Below are 21,591 nucleotides of genomic sequence, written 5' to 3'. Positions count from 1 at the left end.
CTGTTCACTCGTCGACGCCGGGTGCGAAGGAAAGCTCGTCGCCGGTGACGGTGACGACACCGGTGACGTCGACGACGTAACTCTCGATGAACTTCTCCTTGCCGAAGAAGGACTGGTAGGTACCGGTCAGCCGCACCTCGCCCAGCCCGTCGTACGGCGTCGAGACCTCGGCAACCCCCGGTCCGACCAGGTCGATCTGCGTGACGGGATACTTGTTGATCGTCCACTTGAGGTCTTTGGCTTCCTGGTACCCGGACAGCCGGAAGGGACAACCCGACGGTGCGGCCACGGTCTGCCGCGCGCACTCGTCCAGGTACGTCTTCACCTGCGCGTCGATGCTTGCCCGGGCGGTGTGCCGCAGCTGCGGGACCGCCTGGATCGGCGTGTCGCTCCCAGCCCCGGGCAACAGGGTGATGTGCTGCGGTGCCACCTCGCTGAGCGGGTTGACGGCAGCGGTCACGAGATGAGCACCGGGCACCGAGAGCACCGTCTGCTCCTGCGGGCTCTCCGGCACCGACGCCCCATTGATCATCAGCCCCTGCTGGCCGGCGACGACCGAGAGGGTCGAGACACCACCGACGACGTGCCATCCTTTGAAGACGCCGAGTGTCGACTCCTCGTCACGACGGAGCATCACCTCCGCCTCCATCCGGCTACCGGCCAGCACGAACGAGACCGTGGCGGTCGCGTCGTCGTCCTCCCGTTCAATCGAACGGATGTCGATGTCGGTGGGCGGCTGGTAGTCGGCCGACCTGATCGACTCGGCGAGGAGGTTGTCGCCGCGTACGGCCGCGCCGGCCCCCGGGCTCAGCCATCCGGCAAGGTCGTCCACGTCGCGGTCGGCCAGGGCGGAGAAGTACCCCTCGACAGCGGTCTCCGGCCGGAAGAATCCCCACTGCACGACGGCGAGCAGGCTGGAGAGCAGGCAGAAGGAAAGCAGTGCGACGCCACCGATGACCGCAGGGCGACGCAGGTCGACCGGGTCGTCGCCGCCGAAGAGTTCCCGGGTGTCGATCACCCGACGCAGCGCGGTCTCCGGTGCGACGACGTCGTCACCGGCCCGGACCGATTCCAGCCGTTCCAGGCGCAGCTCGTTCGGCGGATGCTCGGCGCAGACGGCTTCGTCCCAGCCACTGCGTCCACTCTCGAACGACTTTCGACGCTCGAGGACGGCTCGCAGGCCCTCGGTGTGCCCGGTGACCACCGCGCCAAGGTCCGCCCGGTATTCCGCAGCCCGGACGTCCGCCCGGTGCAACGGCTGGACCAGGTACTTCATGGTCAGCAGGACCGGCCAGAAGAACAGGAAGACGAACAGGTTCGTCGCCGGGTGCGGAAACCTGCGCATCAGCCAGGTCGGTACGGCGTGTACCAGCACGAGCGGCAGGCCGACACCCCGGACGAAGGCCGAGGTGATTTCGTCGCCGGTACGCCAGTGCACCAACTCGTGGCTCAACAGCGCGGCGATCTCGTCGCGTGGATCGGTGAGCAGCGCGGTGGTGACGACAATGTGCCGGGCGTACGTCCGCGCATTCGTGCTGACCACGTCGTCCTCGATCAGCAGTCTCGGCACTCCCGGCAGATCGAGCCGCTCCGCGCACTCGTGCAGAATCGGGATGATCAGTTCTTTCTCCCGGCGGCTGAGATCCCGCGCACCCGACACCCGGAGCAGTCGATCCTCCAGCAGTACCCGATACAGGGTGTAGAGCACGCCCACCACAATGGCCGCCGCCGCTATCCCCGCCAGTTGGGTCAGCACGGAAACGCCACTGTCCACGCCAGCGAACCGGAGGGCAGGCAGCATCAGCAAACCGATGAGGAACGCGAGCGCAGCGCCGACGATTGCGCCGATCGCCCCACCGGACTGTTCGAGGAAGGAACTAATCAGTCGCCCGAGAACCGGGGCGTCGCGGATCGGGTCGGGAACCTGGTCGACGAGCACCGCACCGCCGGCGAACGACAGGACGAGAGCCGCGACCACCGCGAACACCACCGCAGTGAACAGTGCCATCGGCACGTAGAACCAGGCGGCGATGAAGGCACCCAGCACACCACGCCAGTCGCGCAGGATGCCGACCCGCAGCCAGACGACCGCGTTCGGATAGCCGGGCGGACGGTTGGCCAGCCGCCCGGGACTCGAATGTGGTCGGGCGAGATCGTCCTCTGGTACGACCGGTTGTGGCCGGGGCGGCGAAGAATTGTCGGCTATCTGATTCTGCTCATCGTTGGATGGCTGCACCGCGTCTTGCTGCACGGAAACTCCTGCACAAGCCGAAAGGGGTGAATCGTGGAGTGGTTCACACAAAGACGAATCTCGCGAGCGGACAACAGGCTGCGTTTGAACCGGAGGCCGCTCTGCGGCAGACGCAGACCTTACTCCGGCCGATGCCCGCTACGCCACCCGCTTCCGCACAGAAACTCTCCACACCCGGTGGGCGCACTCCGCCATCCGGTACAGAGTGGACTATCGACACCGCATGAATGACGAAGGCAGGCGCACCCTAACCGCCGGACAAAGATGAAACTTCCACGGATAAATGGCAGCCGCCCAGGGGTCCGATCAAGCGGTCATGGGTGCGAGGCGATGAAATCGGCGATGTCGGCGGCGAGCTGTTCGGGCTGCTCACCGTTGACGGCGTGGGAAGCGCCCGGGTAGAGCCGGACGGTGCCACGCTGCAGGCTGCGTCGCGCGGTCTCGGCCGCCGACCGCGCGTCGTGCATCACCGACTCCTCGGCGATGATCGCCAGGACCGGCAGATCCAGTCGACTGAGCCGCTCCTCACTGATCCGCGTGGGTTGCGGCAGCCGGAGCTGGTAGTGCTGCATGCCGGCTTCGATCATCTCGGCGACCGGCTCGTCCTCGACCGGGGCGCCGCCGGCGGTGTAGGAGTTGAAGCTGTCCCGCCACGACTTCGGCAGCCAGGGCAGCGCGGCGGGGATGGAGCGCACGATGGTGCCGAGCGGCATGTCGGCGAAGACGTACACCGGGTCGATGACCGTCATCGACGCGATGTGGTCCGGCCGGTGCAGGGCGAGGTTGACCGCGGTCCAGCCGCCGATCGAGAGACCGACCAGGTGGAACTCGTCCGACGGGAGCGCCCGAAGGGTCTGGTGCAACCACTCCGCCTGCTCCTCGTCGCTCTCGATCGGGCGGTCCTGCACGCTCATGCCCGGCTCGCCGAGCAGGTCGATGGTGTAGACGTCGCTGATTGTCGACAGCAGGGGCACGTTGTCGGCCCAGACCGGTGTGGCCGAGGCCCGCCCGGGCAGCAGCACCAGCGGCACCGTCCTGCCGCCTGCGGCCTCGTCTCCGGTGCCGGCTCCGGTGCTGGCGAAACGGTAGACGCGCACGATGCCGAAGTCGGTGCGTACGTCGATGGTGTCCGCCGGGGCGGGCAGGGCGGCGAAGGCCTCCGTGTAGGACCGCAGGAACCGGTCCTGACCCTCGGCGCTGTCCCAGTGGCCGACCGGCGCGGGCGTACGCATGACGAAGACCACCACCAGCGCGCTGAGCCCGAGCAGCACCAGGAGCACGCGCATGCGTCGTGACCTGGGGCGAAGTCGGGCGAGGACGCTCTTCAACCAGGTACCCATCACACCTCCTAACCGAGCGGTAGATTTTTCGACCGTACGGTAGAATCCTGGGTGTGACAAGGAAACGAGAGGGCACCGCCGAACTGACCTTGATCGAACGTGCCCGTCGCGCCCAACTGATCGAGGTCACCATCGAGCTGGTCGCCGACCGGGGCTACGGCGGCGCCTCACTGGCCGCCATCGCCGAGCGCGCCGGGATCACGAAGGCCGCCGTGCTCTACCACTTCCCCACCAAGGCCGCAGTCGTACGAGCAGCACACCAGCACGCGCTCACCGCCCTCGTCGGCGACGTCGCCGGTGCGGTCGAGGCCGCCGACGTCGCGCACCGGCCCGCCGCCTACGTCAGGTCGATGGTGGGGCATCTGCGGGAGCATCCCCGGCACACTCGCATGATCATCGAGGCGATGGTGCACGACGACGGCGACCACGATCCGGCCGCCCGTTGGCGCCCTCTGGCCGAGCTCGTCAGCGCCGCCCGGGTCGCGCGTGGCGGCAGTGCTGACATCGACGCGCGCACGACGGCGATCATCGTCGGTGGCGGCATCGACGCGATCGTCGCCGAGCAGCTCCATGACCCCGACTACGACACGGCGGCGGCAGCCGAACGCCTCATCGAGATGCTGGAGGCCACTCTCTCGCCGTGAATGCTCGACGACTACGGCCGCCGGTGGTACTTCGGCCCGCCGGGCGCGTGCATCTCACCTCGGTAGATGCCGTGCCGCAACTCGGAGGCGTACCCCTCCAGCTCGGGCATGCCCAGCCGGGCCGCCACGGCCAGCTCAACCTCGTCGTGATCGAACCGCACCCGCCGGTGCACGCTGGTCGCCGACGCGTGGAAGAGCCGCACCCGCCGGCCGCTCAGCGAGAAGTCGTGGCAGAACGGCAGGCCACGCAGCCACTCCCCCTGACCGTCGGCCAACTGCGTCAGCCACCAGGCAATCGCCTCGCTGTCGTAGGTCCGATCCGGGTCGGGGAGGAAGTCGTCCCAGTTGCCGAGGATGTTGACCTCGCAGCGCGCCTGGCAGACCTCGATCACCTCCCGGCCGCGCGGCCCCTTGCCGACATAGTCACCGAGGTTGAAGATCCGCTCGATGCCGCGCGTGTCGATGTCGGCCAGCACGGCCTCCAGCGCGATCAGGTTGCCGTGGACATCGGAGATGAGGGCGATGCGATCAAGGGATCGGGCCACGGGCCGATCCTAGGCCGCACTTCAGCACGGGCCGCACTTCGTCACCCCCGTCTCAGCGCGTAATAGCGGCCGCCGACGGCTGGAACTGCTGCCTGAGCGCAGCCGTCACCGCATCGAACGCATCCTGCAACGTCTGCGGGTCGTGCCGCGAGGCCAGGTCGCGAGCATGCTCGATGATGTCGAGACGAAGCGCAGGCAGCACCGGCTCCGCCGTCGGCTCCGCACCCTCCTCGGGCCACCGCAGCACACTGAGCGGCAATCGGAGCGGTCCCTCCATACCGCGACGTCCGCGGTCGTCGAGTATGCGGGCACATGCCTCCTCGACAGTTCGCACCGCCTCACTCTCGGCCGAGACGATCGCGGCTTGAAGGTTGTTCCATGCCTTCCGGTGCGCCACCAGTTCAATGCGGGCAGCGTCGGTCAACGCTTTGGACTGCGACTCCAGGTCACTGATGCACCTGGTTACCTCGTCCGACCGGTCCGCGTACGGGTTGTGGGACAGGACCTTGACGGCGAGAGCCGAGACGCTCAACAACACCAGGAGACCCACGAAGACCAACTGAAAGCTGGCCAGAGCGCTGAAGGACTCCGCCTGAGTGGCTCGTACGTAAGCACCTGCGGCGAGCACGCCGACGGTCAGGACGGCGAGGACGACAGGTCCGGCCAGCCGGGCCCAGGGGAGATCGTGCTCCTGCCGGGTCTGCTCCTCGGGACGCCAGTGCCAGAACACCCGCCGCAGCAGCAACCACGGGTTGAGCGGCCCGCGACGGCGGGAACGGGTTACCCAGATCCGGTGCCTGAACAGGTGCTCCGCCAAGCTGTGCCCCGCGGCCAGCAGGCAGAGAGCCATGCCGATACCAGGCAGGTACGCGATCCAGTACACAAGATCGGACGGGCCGGCCCCGAATATCCGCTGCACGACGTTGCCCACGAACGCCACGTCGAAGACCGCCGCGAGCGCCAGGACGCCCCACACCACCCAGGGCGGAAGGAACCGCCGTCGAAGGCTTTCCGCGCCGTCGTTCGCATGGAACTGGGTTATCGCCTGCTCCGCGCGCCGGGCACCGGCGACGTGCTCCCGAGCGACGAATCGGTCAATCTCGCCGATCGCCGCCTGCGCCGCGTGGTACCGCTCCACCACCCGGTCGCCGGACTCGTGCAGAGCGGATTGAGCCGCAACCAGGGCCGCGTTGCCACTGCCGAAAGCGCGCAACAGGGCAGCCGCCTCGATGTCCTCGAGACGCGGCTCCCCCACCGGCAGAACGGGGTTGCCGAGCAGAACGGTGGAGGCCGGACATGGAGTCGGCGCCTGCCAACGTCGACCGTTGTTCGCTAATTCGTCCATTGCGTTGTCGCTCCTCACGCTCGAAAGGCCAAAATGTCGACCCGCCGAGCACACTGGGTCACTTCGTCAGAGGTTGCGGTGACGGGAAAGCTGCTCCCGTCGGCGCACATGTTGGTTTCGCCTTTTCCTTCGACCTCGATGTTCGACACGCCTTCCGTACGGAGGAACTCGGCGACCGCCGCCGCACGGTCCCGGGCCAAGTCCCGGTTGTGGGCGTCGTCACCGCGCGGGTCCGCAAAGCCGACCACCTGTACCCGCACCGTGGTGCCGGTCCGCAGCGTCACCGCCAACTCGGTGAGCATCGGCCCGGCGTCCGGCCGGAGAACAGGCTGGTCCGTGTCGAAGAGCGCGGCTGCCGGAAGGCTGTACCGCTGTCGTGTGTTGCCGTACCGAACCAGTGGATCGCTGATCTCGGCCACAGGTGCCGGTCCCGGGTTCTCCGGGTTACGGCCGATCGAGGTGGCCCGGACCTCGCAGTCGCCATCCTGGAACTCGCAGAACTCCTTCCACAGGCGATTGAGCCACTGCGCCTGAGCCGGGAGCGGCACCGGTTGACTCGCGGCGGGATGGCCGATGCCGACGAACGTCACCCTGATGCCGTCGAACACCCCCTGCCGGAGTTCCTGCGCCGCTTCAGCCGAGCAGGCAGCGGTCAGTGCGGCGATCTCCTCGCTGCCGCTGAAGTCCGACTTCACCAGACTGGCGCAGCCCTGCGTGACGAGGCCGTCGGTTGCGATGACCAGGCGCTTGGCACCCTCGCCCAGGGAGAGCCAGTCAGCCGCAGCGGCGGCGGGCCGCAGGATGTCGGTGCCCGGAGTGGTCGGAGCCGCCGCCTGAGCCGCGTCGACCGCATCCCCGACACACCTCTCGGCCTCCTGCTCACGGTCCTTCTGGTTGTCCGGGTTGTCGTCGTCCCTCTTCCAGTCCGTCGAGTGCTCGAAGGCGGTCCACGACAGGGCCGTCGTGGTGCCGCTGAATGGGGCAACGGCCACGGTGTCCCGGTCCCCGACCGCTTGCCGGATGAACTCGCCGAGTGCGTGGCGGTAGTCCGGCGCACCGAGACCGCCGGCGGCCCGGGTCGAGTTGCTGACGTCCACCAGGATCGCCGTCCGTCCGCTCGCCTCCCCTGGCTTGTCCATCCACCCGCAGGGCTTCGGGCCCTCGGGTGCTGTGATCCCGTCACACCCGACCAGCATCGGTGTCGTCAGAAGGGCGACGATCACCAGTACGCGCCGGTGGCGAGCTGGCCGCATCACGAGCCGTCACCACTCTCGACAGGTAGTCCCTGACTGCGCCGAAATGCGTGCAGCGCGGCCTCGTAAGACTCGGCGAACTCGAACAGGCCGACGCGGGTGTGAGACTTGGCAGCCCGGTCGAGCACGTTCGCGAGGTCGGCACGGGCCTGGTGACGGGCGTCCTCCAACCCGGCCACCGACGTCGCGAACGGCTTGTCGGCCAGTTGGGCGGCGTACGGCAGAACCAGGTCCCCGACCTCCTGGCCGGCGAACTCCGTGAGGATCTCCCGCCACCGGACCGCCACCGCCTCCACGTTGTCCGCCCGCACCCGCATGAGTGAGTACGGCAGCAGGACCTCCACAACTCGCGCGTCCGGACGCACCCGCAGTTTCACCTGGCATCGCAGCGAAACTCCGGCGTCGGTGAAGCAGAAATCAGCGGGCAGCGCTTTGGCCATGGCCCGCTCCGCGTCGAGCGCCCGGTGCGGGGCGAAGTCCCGTCCCACCTGCCAGACCACGTCGCGCACCGCTCGGCGGACGCTCTCGGTGTGTCGGTCCGCGCGGGCCCTCAGGTCGCTCAGGTCGCTCGCTGCGGCCGACCAGGTCGCCTCCACCTGCACCTGGAAGTCGTACGCCTCGCCCATCGCCGGGATCGCCAACGGTGCTCCGGCATCGATCGACTCGGTCAGCGGCGGAACCGGAGCGCTGGCAACTGGTGCAGTCGGCTGTTCCCGACGTGGCTCAGGACGCCGTCCAATCAGCCGGTTCCAGATTCGGCGCCAGAAGCCGGGCTTCTGGTCGGATTCGTACGTCGTCATCGGGCTCGGTCCTCCGTCAGTCGGTCGATGAGTTCTTTCAGCAGCAGATCTTCGGGACGGCGGCCATGCCACAGCCGTAGATGCCAGAGGCCGCGCCTACGCAGCCGCGGGTCGACCAGCGTCTCCCGCACCAGATCGGAGAGCGCGCCGGTCAGGTCCTCGTGTGGGCCACCGGGGCGATAGGGCAGTGCCAACCACTGGCGCAACAGGTCCCAGGCCGGGTAGGCGGTCGTGGGATTGGCGAGGGCGGCCGTCCACATCCGGACCAGCACCGGCAGCCGTTCGGGTACGGCGGTCGCGTCGACCAGGAGCTGCGGCCAGTCGAGGCGGTCAGTGCCAAGCAGGCGGGCAAGGAAGAGAACCGCCCAGGTGGCATGGGCGCTGACGTCCGACGAGGCATCGTCCAACCAGGCATCGACCTGCTCGAAGATGAGATCTGCCGAGCCGGCCAGGTAGATGCTCGCGACCGCATGGCCGACGCTTCGGTACGCCCGCTGCCGCGGATCGGCGGCGATGAGCCGGAGGTCGTGCAAGGCCGCGCCCGGGATGGCCGCGCCCAGTTCCGTGCCGTAGATCCTGGCCGCCGTGTCGTGCAGCTCCGGATCGTTGCTCAGCACCCAGTCGTTGACCCGCCGACGCACCCGGATGACGAATCGTTCGTGGCGGCCGACCTGTTCCAGCGCCCAGGCCGCCGCCTGCCTGCGCATGCCATTGGTGTCCAGCGCCCATGGCCGGATCAGATCGGCCATGACCTTGTCGAAGTCGTACACGGCCAGCTTTCCCGCAGCCTGGGCGGCACGCAGCCGCATGGCCGGACGGCCACTCGTGACGACCCGGTCCAGCCAGTACAGCAGCACCTCCCGGGTCGTGTCGTAGTCGTTCCACGCCACGTCGAGGAAGGCGTCCGACAGCGCGGCGTTCCGTAGCTGTGCACGGCGCGGCGACTGCTCCTTGCCGGTACTGAGATCGCCCAGCATGTCCGGATAGAAGAGCTTGTCCAGCCCGTCGTCAAAAACCGGCCGGGCAGGTGTGGAGTCCGGTGCCTCGATGAGCCGCAACATGCCGAGCAGTTGCTCGGCGGCGACGAACACGTCGACCAACTCGATGCCGTCAAAGATCGCGTACGCCGTACGCAACGCTTGTCGCCGAGGACCGCCGAAGGGGTCGGAGGCCGACGAGCTGCCAAGCGCGTCCTCGAATGCCCGCCGGGCCACCGTCCGCCAGTCCGGCTCCAGCGAGGCGACCACCGCTGCCGGTGTCTTTCGCTGTCGCAGGCCCTCGACCAACGCCCGAGCCAGTTTGACCACCTGCGCGGGACGGCGGTTGTTGGCAAGGTAGTCCTTGGTCGATTCATCGGTGGTGATCACCCGCAGTTCATCGGGAGGACATTCCACCAGCTCCGTCTCCAGGTAGCGTTCGAGCACCGCAGCCGGGTCCGGCCAGTCGTGCGTGACGGTGTACCGGCTGGCTTCGGCCTCGCTGGCCGGCGGTCCGATCAGTACGACATATCCGCGGGCTCCATGCCCCACCGCCGTTCGATAGGCCTCTACGGTCGACTCGTCGGCAAGGTCCGCACCGTCACGGAGCTCCAGAACCAGGCCCCAGCGGTCGGGAAAGAACACCTCGGACTGGGACAACACGTCGCCTGCGACGACACCGTCGGGCATCACCAGCCCGCCGACAGCAGAAATCCGTTTCTCGGCGTACAACCGCTCCAGGAGGGCGTGTCCCGCAGCCCGCCGACCACTGCCGTCAGGACCACGGATGATCATCAGACCTTCGGTACGGAGCGTGGTGAGGGCCAGCGGAAAGTTCGCCCCTCGCACGTACCGCCGGCCATGCTGCTGCAGGTCGGCGATCGTCAGCTCGTATCGGGTAAGGGTGACCTGCTGACCGCCCAGGTTGACCTGGACCGACACCGAATTCGTTCCGACAGCCGCCGGTCCGTGGACAGTCTCGACACGGGTCTTGTACCAATCCCCCCGCTGAAGGTTGAAGTCGTCCGGTGCGGGCTCCGCTTCGTGATGCGCCGTGCCCGACGGCGGTGCCTTGCCCATCTGCTGCTTGGGCAGCAGCTCGTGCAGGGTCTCCGGCCTCCGGCCCTCGGCGGTAGCCGTACCCCCGTCGGCCGGTTCGATCCGGGCCGCAGCTGCGTCCTCCATCGCCGGCTCTGGCCGGACGCCAGATGGCGATCTGGGGCGGCCGTCCTGGTCCTCCCCATCGGCAGTCCTGGCCTCGCCCCTCTTCGGGGCGGCGCTGACATCGTCGGTCGCGGCGGGCGTCGGTGCCGGCGCCGCTACGCCCTCCTCGTCGATGCGATCATCGTCGGCCATCGGAGGTCCCCGTGTAGGACGTGGCGCCCTTGCCTATGGCTAGGGAACCGGTCACGCTCCCGACAGACGTGTTGTACGTGTCGCCTCCGGAAGGCGGGCCAGCGTTGCGCTCCTCAGCGTCCGCGGCGACCGGCTTCGGGGTTGGATGGGACGAATCGGTACCCCGGTCGGCGCTCGCATCCTCCGTCGGATGTTCGACGCCCCACAGCCGGATCCACGCCGGCGCCCGGTAGCCTTTCGCCTCCGCGACGACCTCCCGATAGGCACGCGGCATCAAGGCAGGGTCGCCATCACGTACGGAGTTTCGGTACACATGGTCGGCGAGCACGAGACCGACGAACGCGTCCGGTGCGGCGGTCATTGCCCGACGCAGTGGTGCGATGTCCCGGATCCGTGCCGCCTCGACCAGCGCAGGGCCGCCGACCAACTCGTTCTCCTCGACGATGACGTCGCCGTGCGTGACAGCCATTCGGACCCGGAGTTGAGTTTCCGGTGTCCGACCAGCATTCGACCTGCGCAGCCACCGGTCCAGCCGGGGCGGGAACTCCCCGATGACCTCCTCCTTGCTGACTGCGGACGGCACGGCGATCGTCATGCTGTCACCGTCCTTGCGGAGCACCCACTGGCTACCGAGCGGGCACTCCTCCAGCGTCGCCGCCACGGTGGCACGCAGGTCGCTGACGAGCCGGTTGTGACGCCAGGAGCCACCGGGACTCGAATTCACGATATCGATCGATATAACGGAATACGATCGGGCAGGACGGTACATCCGCTGCTTCCTTTCTCCATGCTTCGACGCAGCCGAGGGCGATCGGCTCTCGACACTTGTTCGTGACGGACGGGTGATTCGCCGGGCAGATACTCCTCAGAAGGCGAGTGCGGCCAGACTCACGAACGACAGACACAGGCAGGCGAGACCTGCCCTGATGAAGCGGTACTTGACGATCACGATCCGGCTGGTCCAGTAGAGTTCGCTGACCAGGCCGACGAGCGGCTGAGCTGCCGCCTGCCGTAGCGCGTGTGCCAGCTGCTGACGATCCATCGCCCCGACGTGTCCAAAAAAGGCGATCTGGTCGTCGCCGTGCTCACCGCGCAGCCGTGGGTAGAGAGCCAGCAGCAGGTTCACCGTCCCGACAATCCACAGCGCACCCGCGACCCACCAGCACCAGGTGTCCACCGGCCCAAGGTGCTGCCGCGATCCGGCACCTCCGAGCACGAAGCCGACGGCAGCGCCCACCGCCGTCCCGGCGATGGCCAAGCCATGGACAGCCTTACCGTCTGCCCGATCGATCTCTTCCCGGTTGTGCACGAGGAGTCGCTCGGCGAGTCGCTGCTCTTCCATACTGGACAGGCTCCGCCTTTCCGGGCCGGAGTTCGACGGCTCCAGACACACCCCTATGCGTCATCCGACACAGAGTCGACCAGGGATCGCAGCACGGCCACCTGCACCAGGACGATGCGCTGCCGGCTCGTGCGGACCAGCCCACGGTCACGCAGGACGCGCAGCGTACGGGCCACCACCTCGCGAGACGTTGCCGCCGCCTTGGCCAACTCCTGCTGCGTCAGGGGCAGGTCGATGACGACCCCGTCGGGCGTTCGCCGACCCTGCCGCTCGGCGAGATCGAGCAACAGCGCGGCAACTCTGCCCGAGCTCGACGTGGAGACGTATCGCAGGCGTTCGGCATCGGACTCCCGCAGGCGAGTGGTGACGTGTTGCAGCATCGCGAACATGACCCTGGGAAAGTCCTGTAGGTGCTGGAGGAAGCGCTGTTCTGGAATGATTCGTGCGCGTACCGGCACCAGCGCCGTAACCGTGGCCGAGCGAGGTCGGTCGTCAATTGCGGAAAGCTCACCGAGAATGTCATCGGGCCCTCTGATCGCCAGCAGCACCTCGTCCCCCCGGCGCGACTCTGCGAAGACCTTGGTCCAACCGGACAGCAGCAGTGCCACGTGCTGGGTGGGCTCACCCTGATGGAAGAGAGTGGCCCGGGAGGGGTACCGACGCTCGACGCCGAGCGCGAGGAGACCCTTCACCTCATCGGACGCAACAAGATCCAAGAATGGACGAGTCATCGCCCTCCTCATCTCGATGGACCACGCCCTTACGGGAAGGCGGTCAGGCAACTTCGTCCGAAGAAAATATTGACGGCTGGAACTCTATTGGTCCCGCCGTCGTCACCACATCCTCGTACGCGTCGGCCTTTCGTATACGGCCAGTGCACAGGTGGGGGCTCCAGGACAGTAGGAGGTACCCACACGGACACAGGCGACCGCCATCGGGCGATCCCCACAATGCGCGGATCAGACAATGGAAGTGTCAGGACGCTGACATTACGGATCATGGCCCCCCCACACACACCGTGCCCGCCCCGAGCCAGCCGGGCACAGTGGCCCTTTCTGGTTCAGCGGTGCACTACCGCCGGGAGGCGCGGGGACCAAACCGCAGGGCATAGCGAACGCGTCGTCGGCTGGGCCCGGTGCGGCCCGGTGAACATTTCTGGCCACCGGTGAACAGCTGGGACAGGGACGGCCGGTCGTCGTTCGACCCGGCAGCAGTTGTACGGCGCGCTTGGACATGCCGGGCCGGCCCGGGGCCAGGCAGGGGATGCCCTGGCCCCGGGCCGACGATCTCAGGCTCGGCGACTCCACTGCTGGTTCGCGCCGCCGTTGCAGGACCAAAGAATGATCTTTGTTCCGTTGGCGGTGGCGGCACCGTTGGCGTCGAGGCAGAGTCCGGACTGGGCGTTGGTGATGGTGCCATTGGCGTTGATGTTCCACTGCTGGTTGAGTCCACCATGGCAGTCCCAGATGATGACCGTGGTGCCGTTGGTGGTGCCGGCTCCGCTCGCATCGAGGCACTTGTTGCCGTACACGGTCAGTTGCCTGCTGGCGGTGTAGGCCCACCGCTGGTGGGTGGCGCCGGAGCAGTCCCACAGCTGCGTCTGAACGCCGTTGGTGGTGGAGGCGCCGGGAACTTCGACGCACCGGCCGGACTGGCCACCCACGATCTGGGCGTCCTGCGTGCTGCCGGCGCCCTGCCGCCTGACGATCGAGGTCGACTGAGCCGACCGGTTGCCTTGGGCGTCGATGACGTAGAGGCGGTAGTCACCCGACGACGTCGGCACCGCAATCGACGTGGCGTTACCGTCCGCCCTGGTCATCGTCGGCCCGGCGGTGAAGGTGGTGGTGCCGGAGGGCGCCAGCCAGAGCGACCTGGTCGGGTCGCCGCTGCTGCGGACCGGGATCGAGGACGTGCCGCTGCCGACGAAGGTGCTGGCCGGTAGGACGTAGTCCTGCATGGGCAGGTTGCGCGGCTGGGTGATGTCCCGGAACGAGGCTTCGAGTCCGGCATTGACCGCGATTCCGTAGGCCGCCGCCGGCCAGACGTAGTCGGAGGAGACGAGGATGTCGTGGATGGTGCTGTTGGGCAGGTTCTTGTTCGAGACCTTGTTGATCGGGCCGTACGTGGACGTGATGCTCAGGTCGTGCTTACGTCCGAAGTCGTCGGAGTTGATCATCCAGGTGATGTTCTTGTCGACGCTCAGGACGTTGTCCCGGAACGTCATGTACGCCGAGCCCTCGTCCGGGTGGAGTCCGTACTTGTGGCCGGCCGGAACGCCCTGGAGATAGTTGCTGTGGATCGTGGTGCCCGGCTGGCTGCCCAGCGTGTAGATGGGAGCCGTGTCGCTGAGCCGCTGCACCGTGTCGATGATGTGGTTGTGGCTGATCGTGTTGTTCTTCGCCGTGGTGGTGGGCCGGTTGGGCGCGATCGACCCTGAGGATCCGTCGAAGTTCCACCATCCCCAGCCCATCGTGATGCCCGCCCACGGCGCCTTCTCGATGCGGTTGTGCTGCACCGTCAGGGAGTCGGCGAAGTACGCCGCGACCGCGCCGTGCCCGTTGAACAACACCGCGCTGTCGTGGATGTAGTTGTTCTTGATTTCGATGTTCTTCGGAAGCCCCTCGACCTGGGCCGGGTACTTCTCCCGGTTGCTCGACGTGTGGTCGCCGACGTAGACGTGCTGCGGGTGGCCCACACTGATCGCCGTTCCGGCGATGTCGTTCGTGTAGTTGCCGATCAGCTGTGAACTCACCACGTCGTTGACCATGTTGATCCCGTCGGCCCCGGTGTGCTCGATCCGGTTTCGCTCCAGCAGGATCCCGTCGGCGTTCTGCAGGTGGATGATGCCGGGCGTGACGTCGACGTTGCGGTAGTAGTAGACGTGGAAGTTGCCCTTCGCGTACGCCTGCGCGCCAAGATTGCCCTGCTGGGCCTGCTTGTAGACGGAGCCGGCGACGTTGAACAGGTTCCAGTCGGAGTGCCGCACGGTGAGGCCGGAGAAGGTGATGTTGCGAGCGTGGTTGCTGGTCGAGGTGCCGGCGATCCGGAGCACCGTCGTCACGTTGTTCGGCGCGAAAACCGTCGCGGTGGACATGTTGTCGGCGCCAGCCTTGTAGTAGTACAGCGTCCGACTGGACTTGTCGAAGTAGAACTCGCCCGGCGTGTCCAGGAACTCGTAGGCGTTCATGACCTTGTGGCTACCGTTGATCTGGGCGTTGCCGTTGAACGCACCCTGAGCGATGGCGGCACCCGGCTGCTGGAACAGCGCGACCCGGCTCCCGCCTTCGGTGGTCACCTGCCGAACTCCCACGATGGCCGTGGTCCAGGTCGTGGCCGTTTCGATCTCGATGTCGTCCTGATTCTGGGAGATCGCCGGGAAATCGGCCGTACTGTATCTCGCGCCGGCGCACTGCGAGCCTGACTCCCAGGCCCAGTCGGCCTGCCCCGCGGTGATGTTGTACGTCCCGTGACACCCCGCCGAGCTGATCGTCTTGGCGGCCATGTGGGCGCGCTGGCCATTGACGTAGAGCGCCCGCAGCTTGTTGGCCCGGTCCAGCGGTGCCTTCCAGATGTTCCCGCTGTGCTGGGTCCAGCCGGTCACCTGCACACCGGCCTCAAGGATCGGCGTCTCGTTCGGGTACGCGGCGTACACGACCCGATGGCCGTTGGTGCCGGAGTCGCTCGACCCGAACTCGATCGTGCTGCTCACCGGGTAGCTGCCACCGCGTAGGTAGACCTGAATGTCGCCGGTCATGGTCGCGGTCTTCGTGCGGACCACGTCTCGGGCACGCTGGAGGGTCCGGAACGGTGACGCCAACGTGCCGGGGTTGGCGTCGTTTCCATTCGGTGCGACGTACAGCGTCTCCTGGACCGCGGCGTGAGCCGGGGCCTGATCTGCGACCACGGCCGGCAGCACGGCGGAGACGAACACCGCCAGCGCAGCCAAGGAACCTCTTCCTTGGACGAGTAATCTCACTTCTGGCTCCCTCTACTTCCGTCGACGGACGTGCCTCGCCATGCGGCGTCGAAGTCAGGTGCGTCGGGTCATTGCTTCTGCACCTGCCACTTCTGGTTGTCACCGCCCCAGCAGGCCCAGAGCTGGACCTTGGACGTCGAGGTGTTCACGTCGAGGCAGAGGCCGGACTGCGCGCCCCGGATCGTGCCGTCGCCGCCCACCGTCCAGCGCTGGTTGTCGCCGCCGTTGCACGCGTACGTGCCGACGACGGTGCCGTTCGAGGTCCCCCGGTTGTACGCGTCGAGGCACCGCTGGCCGGCGAGGGCGGTGATCTGCCCGCCGGCCGTCAACGTCCACCGCTGGGCGGCGGTGTTGTTGCAGGGGTACACCTGGACCTGGACATTGGCGGTGGTGGCGCCGGGGAGGTCCAGGCACTGTCCGGTGCCGACGTTGCGCAGCAGGCTGATCTCATCCGGGGGGACACCGCCGTCACCCAGCCCCCAGGCATGCCGGAGACGGTTGAGGCCGCTCGCGTTGGGGGTGCTCAGGGTGAGGTTGGTGCCGCTGCCGTGCAGCTTCTGCATCGCGTACCAGTCGTCGCCCTGACCAGCGGTGACCTTGCCACCCAGGCCCGGCCAGTAGATCGAGCCGATCCGCAGTTCCCGCAGCACGTCGGCGGTGGCCCGGAAGTAGCGTACGAAGTTGTCCGTGCTGCTCGCGTCGTGGTAGTTGAGCCCGGTGTCCATCGGCGCACCGAACTCGTCCATCACGGTACGAGCGGCGCAGGAGCCGATCGCGTCGCGCAGGAACGTCACCCACTGGTCATAGGTCTTCGCACCGCTGAAGAAGGTGTAGTGGTGCAGCGACACCAGCGTCCCGTCGAGCCGACGGTCGGCACACATCGACCTGATGTCGGTGTTCAGCCCGGCACCGCTGACGAAGACCCGGTTACGGGGGATCGACGGACGGGCGTTGAGCCAGTCGTTGACCACGTTGGCCCAGTCGGCGGCGCTGTGCCCGCCCGGTTCGTTCATCGGCTCGAAGTACACCAGGGCGTTGGTGCCGTATCTCGCGACCACGGTGTTCCACATGGTGTTGAAGGCGGTGGTGTTGACGATCCGGCCTCCGCTGGCGGCTACCCCGTCGTCCCAGTAGGAGAGGACGACCTTGAGGCCCTTCGCCGTGGCCGCGTCGATCGCTCCGGTGTACGCGTTCCACCAGCTCGTACCGACGGTGTAGGTGTTGATCGGCAGCCGGACCGTGTTGGCCCCCAGGTTGTTCTGGAAGCCGGTGTAGATCGCGTTGGCCTTGGCCACGACCGTCGCGTAACTGTCGGAGCTGCTCAGGCCGTGCAGGACCAGCGGTCCACCGTGGAAGTTGTCACCCAACCTGGCCCAGTTGACCCCCCGGAACCCGGTGGTGTCCGCAGCAGCGGGCGAGACACCACCCAGCACGGCGGTCGGCACCGCAAGGAGAGCGGCCAGGGCGCCTGTGAGTACCCGGCTCAGGTGACGATGTGAGCGGGACATGGCCATTGTCGTTCTCCTTCTCTGCGGTGCCGACTGCCGGGCTCGTCAGCTCAGGCCCGTGACCAACGTTGGTTGGCGTTGCCGTGGCAGCTCCACACGATGACCGCGGAGCCGTTGGCGGTGGCGGCGCCGTTGACGTCCAGGCACAGCCCGGTCTGCGCATTGCTGATCGTGCCGTTGCTGTTGATCACCCACTGCTGGTTCGTCCCGCCGTGGCAGTCGTAGATCTGCACCCGGGTGCCGGCGGCGGCGTTGTTCGGCACGTCCAGGCACTTGCCCATCACCTGCAACGCCCGCCCGTTCTGGGTGAACTGCTGGTTGGCATTGCTGTGGCAGTCCCAGATGATCATCTGAGCGCCGTTTGCCGAACTCGCACCGTTCACGTCCAGGCACCTGCCGGACGCCTCGTTGCGGAACCTGTTGCCGGTCGGGTTCGGGTTGGTGCCGCCGTTGAGGGCGTCGAGGACCGCCGTGTACGCGGCCTTCTTGTTGCCGGCGCAGTCGAAGAGCAGGGCGTTGTCGCCGCCGCGCCAGGAGTCGCAGTCCCGCACGCCCCACACCGTGATACCGGTGCAGCGCGAGATTGCCAGGCAGGCGCGGGTGACGGCGCCGTACATGTTGGCCTGGTTGCCGCCCTGGGTGATGTCCAGCTCGGTGATCTCCACGTCGACGCCCAGGTCGGCGAAGCGCTGGAGGTTGGCCTGGTAGTCGCCGGGGAGCGTGGTGCCCAGGTGGGACTGGAAGCCGACGCAGTCGATCGGTACGCCGCGAGACTTGAAGTCGCGCACCATGTTGTAGACGCCTGTCGACTTCGCGTTGATGCCGTCGGTGTTGTAGTCGTTGTAGCAGAGCTTCGCGCCCGGGTCGGCCGCCCGCGCGGCGCGGAACGCCGCCTCGATCCAGTCGTTGCCGGTGCGTTGCAGGTTCGAGTCGCGCCGGGCGCCGCTGCCACCGTCGGCGAACGCCTCGTTCACCACGTCCCACGAGTAGATCTGCCCCCGGAAGTGGGTGGCGACCTGGGTGACGTGGTTGATGGCGGCGTTGCGTAGGTCGCCACCGGACAGGTTCTGTGCCCAACCCGGCTGCTGCGCGTGCCAGAGCAGGGTGTGCCCGCGTACCTTCATTCCGCGCGAGCGGGCGTGGTTGACGATGCGGTCGCCGCCGCTGTAGTTGAAGACGCCCCGCTGTGGCTCGGTCGCGTCCCACTTCATCTCGTTCTCGGCGACGAGGCTGTTGAACTCACGGTTCAACACCGTCATGTACGTGTTGTCGTTGAACTTGTACGTCCCGACCGCGGCACCGAAGTAGCGGCCCTTCTCCGCTGCGGAGGCGCCCAGCGTGGTGCCCGCGTTGGCGGCACCGGTGGGCGCCAGCACCGTGCCGGCCACCAGCAACCCGACCGCCAGCGCACGCATCGTCGCTCCGGTGGACCACCGTCGTCGCGGAGAACCGTTCGGATGTACGAGATTGCTCATGTGTTACCGCACCTCCAGAGTCGCGTCAGTTCGATGGTTAGCGCTAACACAACCGGTCGGCTCAGGTGCACGGCGGGCAGACCACAGGCAACGGGAGAACGCTACACATCGATGAAACCGAGATTGCCACAAAGTTACGAGGCACTCAAGAAGTTCACTGCCTCGACCCGAACAATGCGGCGTTTATCAAGGTCATTGCGGCTGACTGGCGGATCGGACGCGTCGTGCCGGCTACAGAAACCCGTGGTTCAGAGATCCACAGCGGTGGATAGCATCGGTTGACCCGCCGATCACGGCCTCCAATGTGCACGCAAACATCCCGACCCGAGTCACGGCCGCCTGAGCAACTCCGAGAACCGGACGAGCCGTTTGACATCGATCTTTGCTGATGTATGGTGGGAACGCTCCCAGACTGCGTACCCCGTCCAACCTGCTCGAGGAGCTGAAGACATGTCGCGACGGCGTTGGCGCTCTGCCCCCGTACTGGCCGGACTGCTCGTCTTGGCCCTGTCCGCATTGCTGGTACCACCGCCCTCGGTGGCGGATCCCGCCACGGCCGGCGGGCCACGCTCCAGCCGGGTCGTCCCACTCACCGAACTGACCGTGGCGTACGAACAGGTGGCTTTCGGTCTACAGCGTCCGATCGCGCTCACCGGGCTGCCGGACGGCCGGATGCTCATCGCGGAGAAGAACGGCACCGTCCGCTCCTACCACCCCGACACCGGCCTGGCGGCCGATCCGGTGCTCGACCTGACCGCCCTGGTCGACACCTCGGGCAACGAGCGCGGCCTGCTCGGCATCACGCCCGCGCCGAACTTTGCGCGGAGCGGGATGCTCTACGTGGCGTACACGAGCCTCCCGGCCGGCGCACTGACCCTGGCGCGGCTGCCCATCAACGCTCCTGAGCGGCTCCAGGTGCTGCTCACCCAGGAGCACGCCGAATACAACAACCACAACGGCGGACAGGTGGCATTCGGCCGCGACGGCTACCTCTACTGGTCCCTCGGCGACGGCGGTCACGCCAACGACCCGTACAAGGCCGGCCAGGACCTCAGCACCCTGCTCGGCAAGATCGTGCGGATCGACGTCAACCGCAGCTGCGGGGCGAAGCCCTACTGCGTACCCGCCGACAACCCCTTCGTCCGCAAGCGCGACGCGCGTCCGGAGATCTGGCTCTACGGGCTGCGCAACCCGTGGCGGTTCTCGATCGACATCGACAACTCACTGTGGATCGGTGACGTCGGCCAGGGCCTGGTCGAGGAGATCAACCACATCCGCCCGTGGCAGGGTGGGGCGAACCTCGGCTGGTCCTGCCGGGAGGGCACCCCGGTGTTCGACCCGGAGCAGTGCCGGCCGGGCGTGAAGTACACCGATCCGGTCTTCGAGTACGAGCACTACATGACGGAGAGCTGCTCGGTGACCGGTGGTGTGGTGTACCGAGGCTCCGCCACCCCGGAGGCATGGGGCACCTACGTCGCGAGCGACTACTGCTCGACCACCGCCTTCGCCGTACGCCCCAAGCCGCGGGGTGGCTACGAGTCCGCCATCATCGGCAATTTCCCGATCCAGCCGACCGCGATCGACGCCGACGTGCACGGCGAACTGTACGTGCTCAGTGACCTGCCGGGATGGCTGAGCCGGGTACGGTTCGAGCGCGTCCAACCGGCTCCGAGCAGCGAGCCAGCGAACCGCTGAACCTGGGCGAGGGCCGGCGGCACCGCAGATCGTCGTCTGTGCCGCCGGCCTGTCCGGCACGCTGCCCGGCTCGCCGTTCGCTCAGCTCCGCAGGTCGAGCAGGGCCTTCCGTTCGACCTCGGTCAGCGGACCACGGGCCTCGGCGGCGAGGCACTCCGCCAGCTCGGTGCGGTTCTTGACGCCGAGCACCACGGTCGCCACACCGGGGACGCTCAGGGCGTACCGGTGGGCCAACGAGGCGGGCGACTCACCGAACTCGGCGGCGAGCGCGCGGAACCGCTCCGCCGCCGCGAAGTCGACCGCGACCGGGGCGTCGTCCGCCACGGACCGGTCGATCTCGCCGGTGAGCGCTCCCGCCGCCACGGCACGGATGGCGATCACCGAGACGCCGTCGGCGACCGCGGCTCGGCGGATCTCGTCGTTCCGAGGCTCGGCCGACGCGCCGAGCAGCCACATGTCGCCACTCAGGTCAAGGGCGTTCACCACCGCTTGCACCGCATCCGGGCGCGGCTGCTGGTGCATGGCGTCGATCACGGTCTGCGGGTGGCCGACACCGGTCAACCCCCAGGCCCGGATCTTGCCCTCGTCGCGCAGCCGTTCGAAGGTGGGCACCACCTGGTCTCGGTACAGGTCCCAGCCGAGTGTTCGGGGAGTGGGGCCGGTCCAGCCCTGCGGGTGCAGTTGAGAGTGGAGCAGGAAGAGATCCAGCTGCTCGCGGCCGAGACGCTCCAGGGTGGCGTGCAGGCTGCGGATCATCTTCGCCGGAAGATCCCCGCCGTCCTGCTCGGGCAGTTCGATCTTGCTGGTGACCAGGACGTCCGTGGCCGGAATGCCGCGCAGCGCGGCACCGGCGACGTTCTCGGCCGCGTAGCCGTCACCGTAGGTCGGGGCCAGGTCGAGCATCGTGACGCCACCGTCGACGGCCGCCCGCACGGTCGCCACCGCCTCGGCGTGGTCGGTTGCCCCCCACACACCGCCGATCCCGCCACCGCCCAGGGTGAGCGCGCTGACCGTGCCGAGACGACCGAAATTCCTGCTGTGCATCTGCACCTCCGTGACGGAACGTGGCTGCCATTCTACTGAT

The 21,591-nt window shown here is 67.5% G+C and carries 16 protein-coding genes; 2 read left to right on the top strand and 14 right to left on the bottom strand.

Annotation, left to right across the window (positions count from 1 at the left end; genetic code table 11):
* Positions 1-4 precede the first annotated feature (4 nt).
* Entirely contained in the window at positions 5-2,251 is a 2,247-nt protein-coding gene (locus tag Vlu01_RS02905) for a M48 family metalloprotease (protein ID WP_203992763.1), read from the bottom strand.
* Positions 2,252-2,565: 314 nt separating this feature from the next.
* The gene (locus Vlu01_RS02900) at positions 2,566-3,537 is read right to left on the bottom strand and encodes an alpha/beta fold hydrolase (protein WP_239095654.1); all 972 of its coding nucleotides are present in this window, start codon (positions 3,535-3,537) and stop codon (positions 2,566-2,568) included.
* Positions 3,538-3,644: 107 nt separating this feature from the next.
* Between Vlu01_RS02900 and Vlu01_RS02895 the strand changes: the two genes are divergently transcribed.
* Positions 3,645-4,235 (top strand): TetR/AcrR family transcriptional regulator, encoded by a 591-nt coding sequence (locus Vlu01_RS02895; protein WP_203992747.1) that lies wholly within the window; start codon positions 3,645-3,647, stop codon positions 4,233-4,235.
* A gap of 11 nt (positions 4,236-4,246) precedes the next feature.
* Here the strand turns inward: Vlu01_RS02895 and Vlu01_RS02890 are convergent, their stop codons facing one another.
* The 11 genes from Vlu01_RS02890 to Vlu01_RS02840 all read right to left on the bottom strand — a co-directional run bounded on the left by Vlu01_RS02890 (position 4,247) and on the right by Vlu01_RS02840 (position 18,752).
* Positions 4,247-4,780: a metallophosphoesterase family protein gene (locus tag Vlu01_RS02890; RefSeq protein WP_203992744.1), complete on the bottom strand. Its 534-nt coding sequence runs from the start codon at positions 4,778-4,780 to the stop codon at positions 4,247-4,249.
* Positions 4,781-4,832: 52 nt separating this feature from the next.
* Positions 4,833-6,125: a hypothetical protein gene (locus Vlu01_RS02885; RefSeq protein WP_203992741.1), complete on the bottom strand. Its 1,293-nt coding sequence runs from the start codon at positions 6,123-6,125 to the stop codon at positions 4,833-4,835.
* Between the two features lie 14 nt (positions 6,126-6,139).
* Complete coding sequence (locus Vlu01_RS02880) at positions 6,140-7,264, bottom strand: OmpA family protein (RefSeq protein WP_203992737.1); 1,125 nt, start codon at positions 7,262-7,264, stop codon at positions 6,140-6,142.
* A 113-nt stretch (positions 7,265-7,377) separates the two neighbouring features.
* Complete coding sequence (locus tag Vlu01_RS02875) at positions 7,378-8,178, bottom strand: hypothetical protein (RefSeq protein WP_203992734.1); 801 nt, start codon at positions 8,176-8,178, stop codon at positions 7,378-7,380.
* A complete protein-coding gene (locus Vlu01_RS02870; protein WP_203992731.1) occupies positions 8,175-10,511 on the bottom strand; it encodes an NACHT domain-containing protein in 2,337 nt (778 codons plus the stop codon). The genes Vlu01_RS02875 and Vlu01_RS02870 overlap by 4 nt, the downstream gene beginning before the upstream one ends.
* Complete coding sequence (locus tag Vlu01_RS02865; protein WP_203992717.1) at positions 10,498-11,235, bottom strand: hypothetical protein; 738 nt, start codon at positions 11,233-11,235, stop codon at positions 10,498-10,500. Before Vlu01_RS02865 ends, Vlu01_RS02870 begins: the two co-directional genes overlap by 14 nt.
* 141 nt (positions 11,236-11,376) lie before the next feature.
* A complete protein-coding gene (locus tag Vlu01_RS02860) occupies positions 11,377-11,853 on the bottom strand; it encodes a Pycsar system effector family protein (protein WP_203992714.1) in 477 nt (158 codons plus the stop codon).
* A gap of 53 nt (positions 11,854-11,906) precedes the next feature.
* A complete protein-coding gene (locus Vlu01_RS02855; RefSeq protein ID WP_203992711.1) occupies positions 11,907-12,584 on the bottom strand; it encodes a Crp/Fnr family transcriptional regulator in 678 nt (225 codons plus the stop codon).
* A 557-nt stretch (positions 12,585-13,141) separates the two neighbouring features.
* On the bottom strand, positions 13,142-15,790 hold the full coding sequence (locus Vlu01_RS02850; RefSeq protein ID WP_203993592.1) for an RICIN domain-containing protein: 2,649 nt from the start codon (positions 15,788-15,790) through the stop codon (positions 13,142-13,144).
* Positions 15,791-15,897: 107 nt separating this feature from the next.
* A complete protein-coding gene (locus Vlu01_RS02845) occupies positions 15,898-17,343 on the bottom strand; it encodes a ricin-type beta-trefoil lectin domain protein (RefSeq protein ID WP_203992708.1) in 1,446 nt (481 codons plus the stop codon).
* Positions 17,344-17,387: 44 nt separating this feature from the next.
* On the bottom strand, positions 17,388-18,752 hold the full coding sequence (locus tag Vlu01_RS02840) for an endo-1,4-beta-xylanase (protein WP_203993589.1): 1,365 nt from the start codon (positions 18,750-18,752) through the stop codon (positions 17,388-17,390).
* Positions 18,753-19,262: 510 nt separating this feature from the next.
* Here Vlu01_RS02840 and Vlu01_RS02835 point away from each other — a divergent pair.
* The gene (locus Vlu01_RS02835; RefSeq protein WP_203992706.1) at positions 19,263-20,507 is read left to right on the top strand and encodes a PQQ-dependent sugar dehydrogenase; all 1,245 of its coding nucleotides are present in this window, start codon (positions 19,263-19,265) and stop codon (positions 20,505-20,507) included.
* A gap of 81 nt (positions 20,508-20,588) precedes the next feature.
* On the opposite strand, the gene Vlu01_RS02830 is transcribed toward Vlu01_RS02835, so the two are convergent.
* The gene (locus Vlu01_RS02830) at positions 20,589-21,551 is read right to left on the bottom strand and encodes an aldo/keto reductase (RefSeq protein WP_203992690.1); all 963 of its coding nucleotides are present in this window, start codon (positions 21,549-21,551) and stop codon (positions 20,589-20,591) included.
* Positions 21,552-21,591 lie beyond the last annotated feature (40 nt).

It is taken from the genome of Micromonospora lutea, from assembly GCF_016863535.1.
GTDB classification, from domain to species: domain Bacteria; phylum Actinomycetota; class Actinomycetes; order Mycobacteriales; family Micromonosporaceae; genus Micromonospora; species Micromonospora lutea.
The sequence above is the reverse complement of the archived record's forward strand: the minus strand, read 5'-3'. Positions and strand labels throughout refer to the sequence as shown.

Bases quoted from the DNA above. Each gene is read 5' to 3' on its own strand.
- Vlu01_RS02900 (WP_239095654.1), bottom strand. From the start codon at position 3,537: ATGCGCGTGCTCCTGGTGCTGCTCGGGCTCAGCGCGCTGGTGGTGGTC.
- Vlu01_RS02885 (WP_203992741.1), bottom strand. From the start codon at position 6,125: ATGGACGAATTAGCGAACAACGGTCGACGTTGGCAGGCGCCGACTCCA.
- Vlu01_RS02880 (WP_203992737.1), bottom strand. From the start codon at position 7,264: ATGGACAAGCCAGGGGAGGCGAGCGGACGGACGGCGATCCTGGTGGAC.
- Vlu01_RS02875 (WP_203992734.1), bottom strand. From the start codon at position 8,178: ATGACGACGTACGAATCCGACCAGAAGCCCGGCTTCTGGCGCCGAATC.
- Vlu01_RS02870 (WP_203992731.1), bottom strand. From the start codon at position 10,511: ATGGCCGACGATGATCGCATCGACGAGGAGGGCGTAGCGGCGCCGGCA.
- Vlu01_RS02860 (WP_203992714.1), bottom strand. From the start codon at position 11,853: ATGGAAGAGCAGCGACTCGCCGAGCGACTCCTCGTGCACAACCGGGAA.
- Vlu01_RS02855 (WP_203992711.1), bottom strand. From the start codon at position 12,584: ATGACTCGTCCATTCTTGGATCTTGTTGCGTCCGATGAGGTGAAGGGT.
- Vlu01_RS02845 (WP_203992708.1), bottom strand. From the start codon at position 17,343: ATGGCCATGTCCCGCTCACATCGTCACCTGAGCCGGGTACTCACAGGC.
- Vlu01_RS02840 (WP_203993589.1), bottom strand. From the start codon at position 18,752: ATGCGTGCGCTGGCGGTCGGGTTGCTGGTGGCCGGCACGGTGCTGGCG.
- Vlu01_RS02835 (WP_203992706.1), top strand. From the start codon at position 19,263: ATGTCGCGACGGCGTTGGCGCTCTGCCCCCGTACTGGCCGGACTGCTC.
- Vlu01_RS02830 (WP_203992690.1), bottom strand. From the start codon at position 21,551: ATGCACAGCAGGAATTTCGGTCGTCTCGGCACGGTCAGCGCGCTCACC.